The organism is Olleya sp. Ti.3.14, from assembly GCF_038154885.1.
In the GTDB taxonomy this organism is placed as follows: Bacteria; Bacteroidota; Bacteroidia; order Flavobacteriales; family Flavobacteriaceae; genus Olleya.
The window spans coordinates 84961-102831 of sequence record NZ_JBAKAO010000010.1 but is presented as its reverse complement, the minus strand read 5'-3'; the positions used below and the strand labels follow the sequence as shown (position 1 = coordinate 102831).

The window sequence follows — 17871 nt, the reverse complement described above, 5'->3', positions numbered from 1 at the left end:
AAAATTAGCCTATAGTTTAGACGTTAAATGTTAAAAAAAACCTAAAAGAAATGACTAAAAGGCTTCCAATTGCAACGTGATATCTTCCCAATCTTGCATTAGCTTTGCTAATTGGTCTTTTTTAGCTTGATAATTTTCAAAAAACTTAGGTTTAGCAACGGTTTCGTCGTAATTAGTAGCTAACTCAGCATCAATTGATTTAATATCTTTTTCTAATTGATTAATTTTAGACTCGCAATTACTTAACTTGTTATTTAAGGACTTAACTTTTTTCTGGTCTTCGTAGGATTGTTTAGGTGTTTCTTTAGGCTGACTTTTAATAACCGTTCGTTTTTCTACTTCACGTAAGTTTTCAACATTACGTTGCTCTAAATAATAATCAACATCTCCTAAATACTTTTTAATGTTTCCATCTTTAAATTCAAAAACAGTATTAGTTAATCCTTTTAAAAAATCCCTATCGTGAGATACTAATATTAAAGTTCCTTCAAAACGCTGTAAGGCATCTTTTAAAACGTTTTTAGATTTAATGTCCAAGTGGTTAGTAGGCTCATCCATTATCAAAACATTAAATGGCTGCAACATTAATTTAGCTAGCGCTAACCTGTTACGCTCTCCTCCAGACAATACTCTAACATATTTTTCTGCTTCCTCACCTCTAAATAAAAAAGATCCTAAAATATCACGGACTTTACTTCTATTGGTTTCGTTAGCAGCATCAATCATAGTATCTAATACGGTTTTACTACCATCTAAATATTCTGCTTGATTTTGGGCAAAGTACCCTATTTGCACGTTATGACCTAACTTAAGATGACCATCATGCTTTAAATCTCCAACCAAAATCTTAGCTAAGGTTGATTTACCTTGACCATTTTGACCAACAAAAGCAGTTTTAACATCACGTTCTATTAATAAATCAACACCAGTCAAAACTTGATTATCACCATAACTTTTTGAAACACTATTAGCTTCGACCACAACTTTTCCTGGCGTTATAGACACTGGAAAATTTAGGGTCATTACACTATTATCATCTTCATCCACCTCAATACGATCAATCTTATCTAGCTTTTTCATTAAAGATTGTGCCATAGTTGCTTTACTGGCTTTGGCTCTAAACTTTTCAATCAACTTTTCAGTTTGTTCTATCTGTTTTTGTTGATTTTTTTGAGACGCTAACTGTTGTGTTCTAATTTCTTCTCGCAACACTAAATATTGCGTATAAGGTTTTGGATAATCATAGATACGTCCTAAAGAAATCTCTATAGTACGATTAGTTACATTATCTAAAAACATCTTATCGTGCGACACAATTGCGACAGCACCTGGATAATTTTTTAAAAAACCTTCTAACCAGATAATAGACTCGATATCCAAGTGGTTAGTTGGCTCATCCAAAAGTAGCACATCATTATTTTGTAATAGTAATTTGGCCAACTCGATACGCATACGCCATCCACCAGAAAACGTATCGGTTAGTTTATTAAAGTCTTCTCGTTTAAATCCTAAACCTTGTAGTATTTTTTCAGTTTCACCTTGATAATTATAACCACCTAAAATCTCATATTGATGTTGTATATCACTCAGCTCTACCATAAAATCATGATACGCATCACTTTCATAATCTGTACGCTCAGCTAATTGCGTATTAATATGCTCAATTTTTGCTTCAATCTCTTTAATTTCTGTAAAAGCTTGATACGATTCTTCTAAAACAGTTCTACCTAAAACAAAATCTATGTCCTGTTTTAAGAAACCAATTTTTAGAGTTTTGTCTGCTGCAATCTGACCAGAATCTGGTTCTAATTCCTTTGACAAAATTTTAAGCATCGTTGACTTTCCAGCTCCATTTTTACCAATAAGTCCTACTCTATCACCATTTCCTAATTTAAATGTGATGTCTTCAAAAAGGTATTCTCCTTGAAATGAAATGGATAAATTATGAATATTTAGCATGAATTGTGACTTATGTTACTTAATGTTGAAAGAATAAAACTTAAATTTGTAGTTGAAGATTTAAACTTCACTACCATTTTTTTTGAATTGCAAAAGTACACAATTATTATGTTTAAAAAAGGCTCTAAATTATACTCTATTTTTACAGGTGCTTGTCCAAAGTGTCACCAAGAATCTATGTATACAAATCCAAACCCATATGTACTAAATAAACTTTTTAGTATGAATGAGCGATGTAGTCATTGTAACACTAAATATCAAATAGAACCTTCCTTTTTTTATGGGTCAATGTACGTTAGTTATGGTGTAGGAATTGCTTTTGCTGTTGCTGCTTTTGTAATAAGTTACATATTTTTAGGCAGTACACTTAACACTGCTTTTATTGCTATTATTGCAGCAATGATTGTCTTTTACCCAGTTATAGTTAGACTATCAAGAAATATTTGGATTAATATTTTTATGAGTTATGACAAAAATTTAGCCGAAAAAGCTACTACCAAAAAATAACACTATTTAGTAAAACCTACTGCAATCAATCTCAGTATCTATTGCTACATTGTTTTCTATAAAATTGTATAATTGGTTAGCTACATAAGGTGCTATCATAACTCCACGTGAGCCTAAACCATTAAAAAGGTACATGTTTTTAAAATCTTTATGTCTACCTACCAAAGGTTTTCTATCCTTAACTGTTGGTCTAACACCTGCTACTTGAGTCAACACTTTAAAATCACACTTTACAAAGGTTTTAAGCTTATCTAAAAGCAGATCTTTAGCCTCTGTTGTAATTGTATTGGTCTTATCTTTTTGTTCGTATGTAGACCCAACACGATAAGTATCATTACCTAATGGTATTACAAACACACTGGATTTAAGTACATAATCCAATTTTAATTCTGGTGCATGTATAGTTAACAACTGTCCTTTTGTACCACCTAATGGTAATACATTAAAAAATGGGTTTTGCTTAATTCCAAAACCTTCTGCAAAAACAATGTGTTTAGCCTCAATATCATTATAAACGACTTGATTGTCTTTAAAAACTAAACTATTATGATTAAAAGACTGACTAATCAAGCAACCTTTAGATAATAAATCAGATTTATAATTTTGGACTAACAGTTTAGTGTCTAATCTTCCGGTACTTAAAACCTCTCCAAGCTTAAACTGTGCGTCTACATTAGGATTTGCATTATCTATAAGTGTAGTATTTATAAACGGTTTTAAACTGACTTTATCAGATGCTTCAAACCAATTATTTTGCTCCTCTAAAGACGTAAAACGTCGTCTGACTGGAACCTTATAATCTAAGACGACACCAAAATCTTTTTCCAGTTGATTATAAACAGGTATGGCTGTTTTTAATTGCTCTTCACTTTTCCAAACAGGAGTAAATCTTTTTAAAGTTACAGGATTATATAATCCACCTGCAACAATGGATGATTGCTGAGAGCTATCTTCAAAAACTACAAACGATTTCTTATTTGCTTTAAGCTTTTCGCAAAACGAAATACCAGCAAGTCCACAACCTACAATTATATAATCTACTTTCATAATGCAAAAATAGAATATCTAAATGAATAATATAGAAACTAGTAAAAACAAAAAAACGTTCACTTTTCAGTGAACGTTTTTATATAATTAAATCAAACTGTTATTAGTAAGACCACATGTCTAACTCAAAGTTTCTGATTTTTTCTTTAATTCTTTCAGACTCTAATAATTGCATTAATGAATTTTCAGCAATATATTCTTCAACCTTACGGTCTCCAAAAACATTCTCTTCTTTAAATATGATACCACTAAAACGACGTGCGTTTAATATATGATCAAAAGAGAAAGGCATTGCGCTGTTTTTAGCATTAAATGCTTTAGCTTCATGTAAAATGTCTCTTGCGTCTGGATAAAAAATCCAGAATAAAGGAATAGGTTCTTTATTAGCTTCGTCATTAGAATTAACATAGTTAACATCTGGTGCAGCTGGTGCTATACCTAAAAGTCTATATTTTAATTCACCTTGACGCTTATCAAAATACCACATACCTTTAATTAAGTAAGCAGAAACATCATAAGATGAAATAGTAGTTGTAGTAATATACTCTGGATCAACATAACCATCAGCATTTAACTGATCGTATCCAATGTCCATAGTATCTACAGCTGTTCTAATTTGAGCTAACTCTTTTTTAGTACGTTTTCCTGTAAAATAAGAATCGTTGTATACATTTTCGATTTGACCTTCGTCAATAGCTTTTGTAAGCACATCAAATAAAGAACGTCTATCACTTCCAATGTTATTTGTATCTACTGGGTAGTACAATGGGAAGTTTACACGCTCATCTAATACAACTTTCTCCCAAGTCATTTTAGCAAACATAACATCTCTATCATCAACATAACCGTATTCTAGAGGCTTATCGTTATCTAACGCTTTTTGTTCATCTGTTCTAACACCAATCTCTTTTGGAGATTTAGCATTAAGAATATTAGATTGCGCATTGATTTGTGCGGTAAAAGCAACACCAAATACGACTGCTAATAAAGATTTGTAATTCATCTGAAAATTGTTTTTATAATTTTTAATTAATCAAATAGTTTGATTAGTTAGCTAATTCAATTGCTATTGGACTTGCTGGTTTAATTCTAACGCTTGAATTTGCTTTAGACTTAATATCAAATATTTGTACTGCGTCACCTCTTCTTGCTTTTCTTAATGCAGCTTTAGCAGTTCCATTAAGTTTGTTACCGTTAACATTAACAGTAGCTTGACCAGGTACTTTAAATTTAAATGACGTTACTGATAAAGGTAAATCAAAATCAAAGTCAGTCAATTCTGCTTTAATTGTACCAATTTCAATGTTATTTCTTGGTAAACCACCTTCAGACTGACCTGCAATAGTTCCAGTAGGCTTTGGAATATCTTTAATTCTAAAGACCGCTCTATCTGAAGCATTTGAACCATCATCTAGTTTAGCTGTTACGTTAATAGTAACTTCTTTACCTGTTCCTGGATTCATTGAGTATTTTCCAATACCACTAGCTTTAGATAATCCTGCTCCAGTAGCATTAACTTTATTATCAGGTACACCTGCAAAAGAAATAGTCATTGGATTAGAAACACCTCTATAAACCACATTCATTTTATCAGCTGATATAGTTGCTGAATTTGGTCTTGGCACTACAACGTAGTTTCCAATAATAGGAATTTCTAATTCTTTACCATCTTCTACGAAAGTAAATTTACCGTCAATATCATGCTCTCCAACGTTACCAACATTAAAATCTAATGTTGCTGCTCCAGTTGAATCGATTGCTTTGGACAAATCAACTTCTTTACCTGCTACACTCATTTTAGTTGGTGCAACGTTAGCATATTTACCTAATACTACTTTTCCTTGAAATTTCTCTCCAGCAAAAAACGCAGATTTATCAGCTAAAACAATCGCTGTATAATTTTTTAAAGACGTAGCGTTACTAACTAAGTTTCCTAAAAATCCGTTGTAGATATTAGTCTCAGTAGCTTTAACATCATTTTGCATTGCAGTTAACTTAGTGTAAGATGCGATAGCTGGAAAACCTTGGAAGTGGTAGTCTAACCATTTTTTCTCAACACCATCGTTATCTTTAACAGGAGCAGTACTAAAACGATCTTCAAAACTTTGAACTACAGGCTGCCATTTACCTTCTTTAGGTAATACAGCTTTGATATCTGCCTTATACTTCTCTATTCTGTCTAAAACCTCTTGTCCTCTTTTTGTTAATCTGTCTCCAGTAAACCAAAGCTCATCAAGTTTATCACCTTTATCCATTTCTTCGTAAGGTAAATCACCATTTGCTTCTAACTCATAACCTCCATTTTTAACAATATCATTCGTTTTTACAGTTCCTAAGAATTTATAAAAATCGTCAGATATTGCACTAATTTGGTTAGCTAATTTATTTGCTGAATCAAATTCATCAGGCTTTTCTTCAGCCTGTGTTTTTAACTGCGTTAAAATACCATTATTTGATGCGATAGCTAACTCATTAGCTCTATCAAATTTCTTATCCATTAACCCGAATGCAGATAGCACTTCTTTTGACATAGTCATTGCAATCATTGCAATAAATACTAAGTACATCAAGTTAATCATCTTTTGTCTTGCGGACTGTTTTCCTCCTGCCATTTCTAATTAGTTTATTATTTATTAATATTAGTTGATATTAATCACTAATTAGTTTTTGTTCATTGCAGATAACATACCACCATATACTCCGTTTAAAGAAGATAAGTTAGATGCTAAAGATTGCATTTGCTCTTTTAATTTAGTTGCATTTTCAACAGCTTCTTCATTGATTGAAGCTTGGCGACTTGCACTTTCCATTTGTACTTTATAAAGACTGTTTAAAGACTCCATTTGTGCAGCAGCTAAGGACATTTCTTCACCATACTTTTTAGTTGCAGCCATAGAATCTACTGTTGGAGAAATTCCTTTTGCAGCGCCTTCAAAGTTTTTGATGCTTGCACCTAAGCTACTCATTAATTCACCATCAATTTTAGCTTCTCTTAATAAGTTATCTAATTTTTTAGATAATAATCCTTCAGCATCTTTTGGCTCTTCTTTAGCAGCTTTTTTAGTTGTTGCTTGTCCACCTGCTAATTCTGGGTATACTAATGCCCAATCTAATTCACCACCTTGCTTTTCAAAAGCAGATAAAGTAAATACGATTGCTTCAACAATCATTCCTATTGTTAAAATAAGAGATCCATAAGGCCAGTGTTGTATTTTAAATAAAGCTCCAATAATTACAATTGCTGCTCCAATACCATAAACCATATTCATTGTTGATAATTTCTTTTGTGCCATAATTTCTAAGTTTTTTTAGTTGTTAAGTTTTAGTTGTTAAGTATTTAGTTGTTTAGTTTAATTATTGTCTTGCGTTAGCAGTTACGTCTGTTCCCATGTAATCTTGTACAGTTCTGAAACCAATATAACTTCTTGCAGAATCTGCATATTCATAATCTCTTGAACTTACTTGCAGGTAATATGCAACATCTTTCCAAGAACCACCACGAACAACTTTACGTTTGTTATTAGCATCATTTACACTTGGGTTTATTGTTGAAGCATATTCATATGAAGAAGGATCGTAAGATGAGTCTACCCATTCTGAAACGTTTCCAGCCATATTATATAAGTTAAAGTCATTTGGCTCATAAGCATCAGCCTCTACAGTATATAAAGATTGATCTGCTGCGTAATCACCACGTAATGGTTTAAAGTTAGCCATGAAACATCCTCTATCATTTTTAGCATAAGGTCCTCCCCAAGGAAAAGTTGCAGCTTGAAGACCACCTCTTGCAGCATACTCCCATTGTGCTTCTGAAGGTAATCTATAACGTGCTACGTTATGCATTTTTCTTTCTCTTCTTGCATCATTATGGTGTTTTGTTCTCCACTCACAAAATGCTTTAGCTTGTTGCCAAGACACACCTACTACAGGATAATCACTGTAAGCATCATGCCAAAAGTAGTCATTGTGCATAGGCTCGTTATAAGAATATGCAAAATCTCTAATCCAAGATGTAGTATCTGGATAGATTTCAACCTCTTCTCTAACAATTACATCTTTACGACGTAAGTTTTTATTTTTTGCAGCTTTGGCTATATCCATATAAGTATACTGGAACTTAAATTTAGTTACATCCCAAGTACGTTGACCGTTATAAGATTCTTCTAATGGTAAGTACATTGTATCCATAACCTCTACGTAATACTCATCTGGATAGTCTGCAGTATCAAAAATTAAATCAACATCGTGATTTAGTTTTCTACCTTCATAACCAGTTTCTCCTAGACCACTATAATTATCTAGCATGTATTTTTCGTAAGCTGAAGAATTGGTTGTATCTGCATCTTTAAAAGCAAATTCTCCAATACCACCATCAGCTTGAGTCATTCCAACCTCATCAGCTAATATTGCTAATTTAGTACGGATTGTAGAATCTCTTACCCATTCTACGAATTGACGATACTCACTATTAGTTATTTCTGTCTCATCCATGTAAAATGATGCTACAGTTACTGTTTTTGCAGGTGCGTCTTGGATTCCAGCTAAATCATCATCTGCTTTACCCATAATAAAAGCTCCACCAGGAACTAATGTCATACCGTAAGGTTTTTCTGGGTGCCATTTTTTACCTTTGACACCAACAAGCTGACCCTTATCTTTTGATCCACAACTTACTAATAGTGCGAAAACCGCTGTTAATAATACAAACTTCTTCATATTCATTTAAAACTCGAGGTTAATTTTATACTCTTAAATTTTTTAAGAGCGTAAACATATTTATATATTTTTTAAAAAACAACTTTTTAGACAAAAAAAAATACATTTCGTCGTAAAAATTTAACATTTAAACGATATTAATTGTCGTTTATCTGTTCGTCTATATCGATTACACGCTATTTTTATGAAATGCCTTATACCAACGCTCTGGTATTTTGTCATTACAAGCATCTAGATAGTCTTGATGCGTGCATGGTAATAACGTGTGTTTTTTTAATTTATTATTAACATTTGCTAAAAATGGTATTTCTATCCACCAGCGTCCTGTTTTTGTGCTCTTATAAAAAATTAGTTCGTGAGACTCCGCTAAAGTAATGAATTTTTGATGATTATCACCATTAGAAAAATCATCATCTTTAACTCTGCAATTTACACCTTCTATAAAATACCATATCATTTGAGATATTAGCATGGATGTAATGTCGTCATCTTGAGATGGTTTATACTCGTAAATACCAAATGAAGATACTTTATTGCTGATTCCTGCATATCTTGCTACTGTGCAAATTTCTTTTCCATCCAAACCGTTTGGCGAAACTTTTTGTTTTTGACTTACCTCAGATGCTTTTAAGGCTCCTAAGTCTACCGTAACTATATTAGCATCACGCATTACTGGCTCTACCAATGTAAGATCATTAGATATTTCTCCTAAACGATAAGGTTCAAAATATAAACGCTCCATTAAATCTATCTCTTCTTGACTATTAAAGTAAGTTTGATAACCTATAATGGCGTAATTAAAAAGGTTATAAGGCTCGTCTAAAATAATTTTCCCAACGAAGCTAGTATTTTTTATTGGTTTAGAAGAATCTCCTAAATCAAAAGATTTATCCACATTTACAATGTTAACCATTGGCATTAAACTATCATAAGCACGATAGTTTACGTAGGACAAATCTTGACTACCTCCTATTATTACTGGGATAATCTTATTTTCTATTAAAGTAATTAATGTTTCTTTTAAGGCAAAATAAGTATCCTCAACAGTATCTCCTTTTTGAATATCGCCAATATCTGCAATCGACGAACTCCAACTTCCAGGGTATAAAGTGTAGAATGATTTTCTTATTTCATTCAAATTAAAATCTTCTCCAATGTAATTAACATCGTTTCGATTTTCAAGAACGCCTACAATTGCAATTTTAACGTTATTAAGATCTGGCAGTCCATGCTGCTCAGAATGAATTTTAATTTTTTGACCTAAACTTAAAGGCGATAATAATTGATTATGCGCTAAAACAGTATCTGGGACTGGAGTAAGAAAATTAAAATTCATTATGTAATACTATTTCTTTTTTGCTGTTGTTTTTTTCTTAGTGGTTGTTTTTTTCTTTGCTGGCGCTTTCTTCTTAGCTGCTGCTTTCTTTTTAGGCGCTTTCTTTTCGATCATATCTTTAACCTCATCCAAGGTTAAAGCTGCAGCGTCTACCGTCTTAGGAAGCTCTATTTTAATTTTTCCTTTTAAAATATTATGTCTTCCCCAACGTGCTTTTTCTACACGTATGCCTTCATCTTCCCAATTATGAACAACTTTATCTATTTCTTTTTGAATTTTAGCATCAACTAATTCTTCAATTTCTTCATTAGTTAAGTTATCCCAATCGTATTTTTTATTGACATTTATAAATAAACCATTCCATTTAATGAAAGGTCCAAAACGTCCTTTTCCTTTTGTGACTCCGTGTCCTTTATAATTATACACAGGAGCGTCTGCAATTTCTTTTTCTTTAATAAGTTCTATTGCATCTTCAATCTCTATATTTAATGGATCTTGACCAGGAGCTAAGGATACAAATTTTTCACCGTATTTTACATAAGGACCAAAACGACCATTATTTACTTCTACGGTTTCATCTTCATACTTACCTAAAGTTCTTGGCAATTTAAATAAATCCATTGCTTCTTCATAGGTTATACTACCTAATTGCTGATCTGGACTTAAACTAGCAAAGGTTGGTTTTTCTTCGTCGTCTACAGTTCCCATTTGTACCATTGGACCAAACTTACCTAAACGTACGCTTACTTGCTTACCTGTTTTAGGGTCTTTACCTAAGATACGCTCTCCGGATTCTCTATCTGCATTTTCTTGTACATCAACGACAACTGGATGAAATTTCTTATAGAAGGTTTTCATCATTTTTTTCCAGTCTTCCTTCCCTTCGGCTATATCATCAAATTGACTTTCTACTTTTGCAGTAAAATTATAGTCCAAAATACTTTCAAAATGATTTACTAAAAAATCTGTAACTATCATACCAATATCTGTTGGCACAAGCTTTCCTTTATCTGAACCTACTTTTTCTGTTAACGTATTATCCTTTACACTACCTTCTTCTAACATTAACTGTGTGTACTCACGTTCAACACCATCAATTGCTCCTTTTTCTACATAATTCCTGTTTTGAATAGTAGAAATGGTTGGCGCATATGTAGATGGTCGTCCAATACCTAACTCTTCTAACTTCTTAACCAAAGAAGCCTCAGTATATCTATATGGTGCACGACTATAACGCTCAGTAGCTGATATGTATTTATTTAAAAGCGTCTCATTGGTTTTCATTGCTGGAAGCATACCTTCTTGCTCTAAATCCTCATCATCAGTACCTTCTAAATACACTTTTAAAAACCCTTCAAATTTAATTACCTCTCCATTTGCTGTAAAGGTTTGGTCATGCGTATCTGCTTCAATTTTAACATTTGTTCGTTCTAATTGTGCTTCACTCATTTGTGATGCAATAGCACGTTTCCAAATTAAATCGTATAATCTAGCTTGATCGTAATCTATATCTACGCTATGCGTTTTAAAGTCGGTTGGTCTAATCGCTTCGTGAGCTTCTTGAGCACCTTTGGACTTACCTTTAAAGTTACGTTCTTTAGCGTATTCTTTACCGTATGCTGCTATAATTTCTTTTTCGGCACCTTTTCTAGCTTCATCAGATAAGTTAACACTGTCTGTTCTCATATAAGTAATCAAACCAGCTTCGTATAAACGCTGAGCCATAGTCATAGTCTTACTTACAGAAAAATATAATTTACGTGATGCTTCTTGTTGTAACGTTGACGTTGTAAATGGTGCTGCTGGAGATTTTTTTGCTGGCTTTTTAGTTAAATCAGCAACCTTAAAGTTAGCAGCTGCATTACTTTCTAAAAAGTCAAATGCTTCTTTTTTAGTGCCAAACGTTTTTGGTAATTTAGCTTTAAAAGATTGGCCTGCTTCGTTTGAAAACTCCGCATCAATCCTGTAAGATGCTTCTGGGTTAAAATCTTGTATTTCGCGTTCACGCTCAACAATTAATCTAACTGATACTGATTGTACACGACCTGCAGACAGACCTCCTTTTACTTTACGCCATAAAACTGGAGATAGCTCGTAACCTACAATTCTATCTAATACACGACGTGCTTGTTGTGCATCTACTAAATCGTAATCTATTTGTCTAGGATTTTCTACTGCTTTTTGAATTGCAGTTTTTGTAATCTCATGAAAAACGATTCGTTTTGTTTTATCTTTATCTAGGTTTAAAGACTCGGCTAAATGCCATGCAATAGCCTCTCCTTCCCTATCTTCATCACTTGCTAGCCAAACCATTTCGGCTTTTTTAGCTAAATCTTTTAATTTTTTGACTAGTGACTTTTTATCTGAAGACACTTCATATTTTGGATCAAAATCTCCGTCTACATCTACTCCTAATTCCTTAGATGGTAAGTCAGCAATATGCCCAAAACTGGATTCGACTTTAAAGTCTTTTCCTAAAAATTTCTCTATTGTTTTTGCTTTTGCTGGTGACTCTACTATTACTAAATTCTTCGCCATTCTTCGATTTTTGTGAGTGCAAAGGTATATCAAAAAAAATTTATCATCCTAATTTTATAACGTTTAGCTAAAATTAAAGGTCTGTCAGATTGTCATAATTTTAAAATAATCCTATCTTTGCGTGCTTATTGGAGATGAGTGATTTCAATATATTTATGGAAAAGACAATAGACGAAAACAAACAAGGAGAGACATTAGTTATCCCTGAAAAAAAAGAGAATAGTAAAAAACTTTTTATAGAAAGTTATGGCTGCTCTATGAATTTTAGTGATAGTGAGATTGTTGCTTCTATCCTTCAAAACGAAGGATTTAATACGACACAAGTTTTAGAAGAAGCAGATTTAGTATTGGTTAACACCTGCTCTATACGTGATAAAGCAGAACAAACAGTACGTAAACGTTTACAAAAGTATAATGCTATAAAAAGAGACATCAACCCTAAAATGAAAGTTGGTGTGTTAGGCTGTATGGCAGAACGTTTAAAAAGTAAGTTTTTAGAAGAAGAAAAAATAGTTGATCTAGTTGTAGGACCTGATGCCTATAAAGACTTACCTAATTTAATAGCCGAAGTAGATGAAGGTCGCGATGCGATAAATGTAATACTGTCTAAAGAAGAAACCTATGGAGACATTAGTCCTGTAAGATTAAACAGTAATGGTGTTACCGCTTATGTATCAATAACTAGAGGTTGTGATAATATGTGTACGTTTTGCGTTGTCCCTTTTACAAGAGGAAGAGAGCGTAGTCGTGATCCACAAAGTATTATTGAAGAAGTAAATGATCTTTGGAACAAAGGCTATAAAGAAATTACATTACTAGGACAAAATGTAGATAGCTACCTTTGGTATGGTGGCGGAATGAAAAAAGATTTTGAAAAAGCCACAGATTTTGAAAAAGCGACTGCTACAGATTTTGCTAAGCTATTAGAGTTATGCGCCAAAGCACAACCTACTATGCGTATTAGATTTAGTACGTCTAATCCACAAGATATGCATCTTGAGGTTATTGAAACCATGGCTAAATACGATAATATATGTAATCACATACATTTACCAGTACAAAGCGGAAGTAATCGTATATTAAAAGCAATGAATCGCTTACATACACGAGAAGAATATTTTACCTTAATAGATAATATTAAAAGAATAATTCCAAATTGTGCGATTAGTCAAGATATGATTTCAGGTTTTCCAACCGAAACTGAACAGGACCATCAAGACACATTAAGCTTAATGGAATATGTAAAATATAACTTTGGATACATGTTTACCTACTCTGAGCGTCCTGGGACTTTAGCGGAACGTAAATTTGAAGACGATATACCTGAAGAAACAAAAAGTAGACGTCTAAGAGAAATCATAGCACTACAATTAATACATAGTGAATATAGAACTAGACAGTTTTTAAACACAACAGTTGAAGTTTTAGTAGAAAGAGAATCAAAAAAATCAAACCAAGAATGGTCTGGTCGCACACAACAAAACATTGTTGTTGTTTTTCCAAAAGAACATTATAAAATTGGAGATTTAGTAAACGTAACTGTAACAGATTGTACTAAAGCTACACTTATTGGTAAAGCTGTAAACAGCGCAAACAATTAATCGAATTGACCTTATTATAACATATCATGAAAAAAATAATTATATTACTAGTAACACTTGGCTTTATAACCTCTTGTCAAAACGAACCTTTAGAAGGCTTTGCTGCAGACGACACAATTACAGGCGATCCTGACCCAACAGAAGGAACAGGTAGTGATGATTTACAATTATCAAGCTACACTTGGGATGTTGATACAGAAGTCCCTTTTTTAGGACCAATAACCATAAATACAGATTTTACTTTTAATGACAATAATAAGGTATCAGATTTAGATGTCGAAACTGTTGCTTTTGGTTTTCCAATAGTAGCCAGCGGAACGCTTACTAGAGACGCTTCTGGAAAAATTATTACAGTTAAAAACTTTGAAGGATCTACTCAAATCAACCAAACTAATATTAGCTATTCTTCAGACAATATTTCTCAAATTGCATATGATGACTTTGAAGACGACACAGAAGACTACACCTATAACTTTACAACATCAGGAAATACTATAACTAAAACACAGGCAGGAAATCCAGTAGAGACGCAATACAAAAAAGATGCTTCAGGTAGATTAATTGAAAAAATATCGTTTGAAGACGGTTTTAGCATCCAGCAAGAAATTTTAACTTATAATGCTAACGGAAACTGCATATCTGTAATTTCTTCTGGAGAAAATGACAACAACACAACCTATGGATACGACAACTTTACCAATCCTTTAAAAGCAGGGTTTAGTGATCAATATTGGTTATCTATTTTGGATGATGATTATACTGAAGAGGCTGGACCAATCATAGTTCAGTTTCATAGTACAAATAACTGGAATTCTGTTACAGCAGAAGGAAACACAGTTACATTTATGATGACTTACAATACCTCAAACCGAATTACAAGTAGAACAGGTGTATTTTCTTTAGATGGCATAAGCTTAGTACAAGAAGAAAATTTTAATTACACTAACTAAAAAGTTAAAATGGAATCTATACAATCAATAAAACAACGTTTCGGAATTATTGGAAATAGCCCGACATTAAATCGCGCTATTGAAAAAGCAATTCAAGTCGCTCCAACAGATATTTCTGTTTTAGTAACAGGAGAAAGTGGTGTTGGAAAAGAGAGTATTCCAAAAATAATCCATCAATTATCGCATCGTAAACACGGTAAATATATTGCAGTTAACTGTGGTGCCATTCCAGAAGGAACAATAGATAGCGAGCTTTTTGGACACGAAAAAGGTGCCTTTACAGGTGCTACTGCTACTAGAAGTGGCTATTTTGAAGTTGCAGATGGAGGCACCATTTTTTTAGATGAAGTTGGAGAGTTACCATTAACTACACAAGTACGTCTTTTACGTGTTTTAGAAAATGGTGAGTTTATAAAAGTTGGATCCAGTAAAGTACAAAAAACCAATGTAAGGATTGTTGCAGCAACAAACGTAAATATGTTTGATGCTATTAAAAAAGAAAAATTTAGAGAAGACCTATTTTACCGTTTAAGTACAGTAGACATCAATCTTCCGCCTTTACGAGAGCGACAAGAAGACATCCATATATTATTCCGAAAATTTGCTAGTGATTTTGCATTAAAATATAAAATGCCAACCATCAAATTATCGGATGATGCCATAAATTTATTATTAAAATATCGCTGGAGCGGAAATATAAGACAACTGCGTAATGTTGCAGAACAAGTTTCTGTTTTAGAACAAAACAGGACCATTACAGCACAAGTTTTAGATAGTTATTTACCAAGCGGAAATAATCTTCCAGCAGTTATTAATAATGCCAAGTCCGAAGGTGATTTTAGTAGCGAGCGTGAGATACTATACAAAGTATTATTTGACATGAAAGCCGATTTAAACGACTTAAAAAAGCTAACCATGGAATTAATGAAAACCGGTAATGCAAAAGATGTTCAGAAAAACAATGAAACATTAATTCAGAAAATTTATGGCGAAAATGAAAGTGAAGCCGAGTTTGATGAGCATGTAGAAGACATGGAAGTATTATCTATAGCACAAAATTCTGGGATTTCTAATTCTAATCCTATAGATACTGCTCAAGATAAATACCACTTTGCAGAAGAAATTGAAGAAGAAGAAACCTTGTCATTGCATGATAAAGAACTAGAATTAATAAAAAAATCTTTAGAGCGTCATAACGGAAAACGCAAACTAGCAGCAGAAGAGTTAGGTATTAGCGAACGTACACTTTATCGTAAAATCAAACAATTTGATTTATAATCTAACGTTTTAAAGCAAAACAATAATTACATGAAACCACTTAAATATATTTTATTACTAACCATTATTGCAACCGTGTTTGGTTGTGGTGCATATTCATTTACAGGTGTACAAGACCTAGGAGATGCTAAAACGTTTCAGGTTAATTATTTTCAAAATAATGCACCTTTGGTAGAGCCAGGATTAGAAAGAGATTTTACCATAGCTTTACAAGACTTAATACTAAATCAAACCAGTTTAAGCCTAGTTAACTCAAATGGAGATTTAGTGTACGAAGGCGAAATTACAGAATACCGTATTTCTCCAACTACTGCAACAGCAAACAGTACTGCAGCACAAAACAGATTAACTATTGGTGTAAATGTTAGATATTATAATAAAAAAGATGACGAAAATGATTTTGAAAAAAAATTCTCTTTTTACTATGATTATACAGGTAGCGAGCTATTATCAGGCGCAATCAAAACCACTGCTTTTGAAGAAATTTTTGAACGTCTAACACAAGATATTTTTAACGCATCACTTGCTAATTGGTAAACAAATGACTAGCCAAGAATTATCCAAAATACTTCAACAGCCTCAACTAATAAATACGGATCAAACAGACCTGCTTGATAGTATTATTAAAGAGTTTCCGTATTTTCAATCGGCTAGAGCCATTTATCTTAAAGGTTTAAAAAACAAAGAAAGTTTTAAATACAATCAAGCGTTAAAAACTACAGCTGCTTATACCACAGACCGAAGTATTTTATTTGACTTTATTACCTCTGAGACTTTTAATCAAAATGAAGTTTCAGAATACATAAAACATAATTTAGACTACATCAATAGCATAGAAGTCGTTACAGAAGATATTTCTGCAAGCAATATAACAAGCCATGACGCTGCGCTTAATCAACATATTGAAGACGCTAGACATACTATAAATCCAGAATTATTTCAGCCAAAAACTGAAAACAATAAATTTGAAGACAGCAATTTAGATACCGTCAAAACTAATAACGATACTGAAAAAGCAGAAGCTATACTTAAAATAGGAACGCCTCTACAATTTGAAAAATCAGAAACACATAGTTTTAACGAATGGTTAAATTTAGCGCAATACAAGCCCATTGAAAGAGAAACAGTTGATAACAAAACAACTAATGCTACCGCTGAAACAGAAAAGAGTAATGATATAAATGAAATTGAGCGTGCTAAAAAGTTTGAGTTAATTGATAAGTTTATTACTAAAAACCCAAAGTTAGAAGCAAAAAAATCAAACATTACAAACCACAATATAGCTAAAGAACAAATGATTCAACCAGAGTCATTAATGACCGAAACTTTAGCACGTATTTATGTGGAACAAAAAAACTATAAAAAAGCGATTCAATCTTATAAAATTTTAAGTTTGAAATATCCAGAAAAAAGTGGTTTCTTTGCAGACCAAATTAAAGCAATAGAAAAATTACAAGAATAAATAACATATTATAATGAGCACATTTGCAATCTTTTTAGTCCTAATCGTGATAGTAGCATTTCTACTAGTAGTCGTAATAATGGTACAAAACCCTAAAGGTGGAGGATTATCTTCTTCTTTTGGAGGTGGTGGAACACAACAATTAGGTGGTGTCAAAAAAACAACAGACTTTTTAGACAAAAGTACTTGGACATTAGCAACTATCTTATTAGCATTAATCTTAGCTTCTAGCTTAGGTATTGATAGAAATGGAACTGCTGGAGAATCTAAAATTTTAGAAAGTGATAATATAGAGTTACCAACACCTACTACTCCTGCTCCAACTGCAGATGAAGCAACAAAAGAAATTACACCTGAAGCTGGAGAATAATCCTTTTTCAAAAATATACTTTAAAATGCCAACTTAATCAGTTGGCATTTTTTGTTTCTGCAAGTTTGTCAGTTGTCTTCTATTGGCACATTTTTAGCTTATTGTTA

At 32.6% G+C, this 17871-nt stretch carries 15 protein-coding genes; 7 read left to right on the top strand and 8 right to left on the bottom strand.

The annotated features are described in order from the left end of the window. Window positions 1-54 precede the first annotated feature (54 nt). Entirely contained in the window at window positions 55-1959 is a 1905-nt protein-coding gene (locus tag V6251_RS13195; RefSeq protein ID WP_339809175.1) for an ABC-F family ATP-binding cassette domain-containing protein, read from the bottom strand. Between the two features lie 108 nt (window positions 1960-2067). On the opposite strand from V6251_RS13195, the gene V6251_RS13190 reads away from it, so the two are divergent. Then, window positions 2068-2466, top strand: coding sequence for a DUF983 domain-containing protein (locus V6251_RS13190; RefSeq protein ID WP_292942819.1), 399 nt, complete (start codon window positions 2068-2070; stop codon window positions 2464-2466). A 6-nt stretch (window positions 2467-2472) separates the two neighbouring features. On the opposite strand, the gene V6251_RS13185 is transcribed toward V6251_RS13190, so the two are convergent. From V6251_RS13185 to topA, 7 genes are all read right to left on the bottom strand, one after another. After that, window positions 2473-3513: an NAD(P)/FAD-dependent oxidoreductase gene (locus tag V6251_RS13185; protein ID WP_341588589.1), complete on the bottom strand. Its 1041-nt coding sequence runs from the start codon at window positions 3511-3513 to the stop codon at window positions 2473-2475. A 103-nt stretch (window positions 3514-3616) separates the two neighbouring features. After that, window positions 3617-4516, bottom strand: coding sequence for a type IX secretion system ring protein PorN/GldN (gene porN / locus V6251_RS13180; RefSeq protein WP_145003276.1), 900 nt, complete (start codon window positions 4514-4516; stop codon window positions 3617-3619). A 43-nt stretch (window positions 4517-4559) separates the two neighbouring features. Further along, window positions 4560-6125, bottom strand: a complete 1566-nt coding sequence (gene porM / locus V6251_RS13175) for a type IX secretion system motor protein PorM/GldM (protein WP_145003279.1) — start codon at window positions 6123-6125, stop codon at window positions 4560-4562. Between the two features lie 48 nt (window positions 6126-6173). Beyond that, window positions 6174-6806: a type IX secretion system motor protein PorL/GldL gene (gene porL / locus V6251_RS13170; RefSeq protein ID WP_145003282.1), complete on the bottom strand. Its 633-nt coding sequence runs from the start codon at window positions 6804-6806 to the stop codon at window positions 6174-6176. 61 nt (window positions 6807-6867) lie between these two features. Further along, window positions 6868-8229 carry a type IX secretion system lipoprotein PorK/GldK gene (gene porK, locus V6251_RS13165; RefSeq protein ID WP_445933623.1) on the bottom strand — a complete coding sequence of 454 codons (1362 nt, stop codon included), beginning with the start codon at window positions 8227-8229 and terminating at the stop codon, window positions 6868-6870. Window positions 8230-8398: 169 nt separating this feature from the next. Then, window positions 8399-9565 carry a formimidoylglutamase gene (locus V6251_RS13160; protein ID WP_341588586.1) on the bottom strand — a complete coding sequence of 389 codons (1167 nt, stop codon included), beginning with the start codon at window positions 9563-9565 and terminating at the stop codon, window positions 8399-8401. A gap of 9 nt (window positions 9566-9574) precedes the next feature. After that, a complete protein-coding gene (gene topA, locus V6251_RS13155; protein ID WP_341588585.1) occupies window positions 9575-12103 on the bottom strand; it encodes a type I DNA topoisomerase in 2529 nt (842 codons plus the stop codon). A gap of 155 nt (window positions 12104-12258) precedes the next feature. Here topA and miaB point away from each other — a divergent pair, with 155 nt between their 5' ends. Genes miaB through secG form a run of 6 tightly spaced genes read left to right on the top strand, consistent with a single transcriptional unit; the run spans window position 12259 to window position 17764 of the window. Continuing rightward, on the top strand, window positions 12259-13704 hold the full coding sequence (miaB, locus tag V6251_RS13150) for a tRNA (N6-isopentenyl adenosine(37)-C2)-methylthiotransferase MiaB (RefSeq protein ID WP_145003294.1): 1446 nt from the start codon (window positions 12259-12261) through the stop codon (window positions 13702-13704). Between the two features lie 26 nt (window positions 13705-13730). Next, window positions 13731-14654, top strand: a complete 924-nt coding sequence (locus tag V6251_RS13145; RefSeq protein ID WP_341588582.1) for a hypothetical protein — start codon at window positions 13731-13733, stop codon at window positions 14652-14654. Window positions 14655-14663: 9 nt separating this feature from the next. Then, a complete protein-coding gene (locus V6251_RS13140) occupies window positions 14664-15932 on the top strand; it encodes a sigma-54 interaction domain-containing protein (protein WP_292942796.1) in 1269 nt (422 codons plus the stop codon). A 30-nt stretch (window positions 15933-15962) separates the two neighbouring features. After that, complete coding sequence (locus V6251_RS13135) at window positions 15963-16469, top strand: LptE family protein (RefSeq protein ID WP_145003303.1); 507 nt, start codon at window positions 15963-15965, stop codon at window positions 16467-16469. A 4-nt stretch (window positions 16470-16473) separates the two neighbouring features. Then, a complete protein-coding gene (locus V6251_RS13130; protein ID WP_341588581.1) occupies window positions 16474-17394 on the top strand; it encodes a hypothetical protein in 921 nt (306 codons plus the stop codon). A 13-nt stretch (window positions 17395-17407) separates the two neighbouring features. Beyond that, on the top strand, window positions 17408-17764 hold the full coding sequence (gene secG, locus V6251_RS13125; protein ID WP_145003309.1) for a preprotein translocase subunit SecG: 357 nt from the start codon (window positions 17408-17410) through the stop codon (window positions 17762-17764). The last annotated feature ends 107 nt before the right edge of the window (window positions 17765-17871 follow it).

Bases quoted from the DNA above. Each gene is read 5' to 3' on its own strand.
- V6251_RS13195 (WP_339809175.1), bottom strand. From the start codon at position 1,959: ATGCTAAATATTCATAATTTATCCATTTCATTTCAAGGAGAATACCTT.
- V6251_RS13190 (WP_292942819.1), top strand. From the start codon at position 2,068: ATGTTTAAAAAAGGCTCTAAATTATACTCTATTTTTACAGGTGCTTGT.
- V6251_RS13185 (WP_341588589.1), bottom strand. From the start codon at position 3,513: ATGAAAGTAGATTATATAATTGTAGGTTGTGGACTTGCTGGTATTTCG.
- porN (WP_145003276.1), bottom strand. From the start codon at position 4,516: ATGAATTACAAATCTTTATTAGCAGTCGTATTTGGTGTTGCTTTTACC.
- porM (WP_145003279.1), bottom strand. From the start codon at position 6,125: ATGGCAGGAGGAAAACAGTCCGCAAGACAAAAGATGATTAACTTGATG.
- porL (WP_145003282.1), bottom strand. From the start codon at position 6,806: ATGGCACAAAAGAAATTATCAACAATGAATATGGTTTATGGTATTGGA.
- porK (WP_445933623.1), bottom strand. From the start codon at position 8,229: ATGAAGAAGTTTGTATTATTAACAGCGGTTTTCGCACTATTAGTAAGT.
- V6251_RS13160 (WP_341588586.1), bottom strand. From the start codon at position 9,565: ATGAATTTTAATTTTCTTACTCCAGTCCCAGATACTGTTTTAGCGCAT.
- topA (WP_341588585.1), bottom strand. From the start codon at position 12,103: ATGGCGAAGAATTTAGTAATAGTAGAGTCACCAGCAAAAGCAAAAACA.
- miaB (WP_145003294.1), top strand. From the start codon at position 12,259: ATGGAAAAGACAATAGACGAAAACAAACAAGGAGAGACATTAGTTATC.
- V6251_RS13145 (WP_341588582.1), top strand. From the start codon at position 13,731: ATGAAAAAAATAATTATATTACTAGTAACACTTGGCTTTATAACCTCT.
- V6251_RS13140 (WP_292942796.1), top strand. From the start codon at position 14,664: ATGGAATCTATACAATCAATAAAACAACGTTTCGGAATTATTGGAAAT.
- V6251_RS13135 (WP_145003303.1), top strand. From the start codon at position 15,963: ATGAAACCACTTAAATATATTTTATTACTAACCATTATTGCAACCGTG.
- V6251_RS13130 (WP_341588581.1), top strand. From the start codon at position 16,474: ATGACTAGCCAAGAATTATCCAAAATACTTCAACAGCCTCAACTAATA.
- secG (WP_145003309.1), top strand. From the start codon at position 17,408: ATGAGCACATTTGCAATCTTTTTAGTCCTAATCGTGATAGTAGCATTT.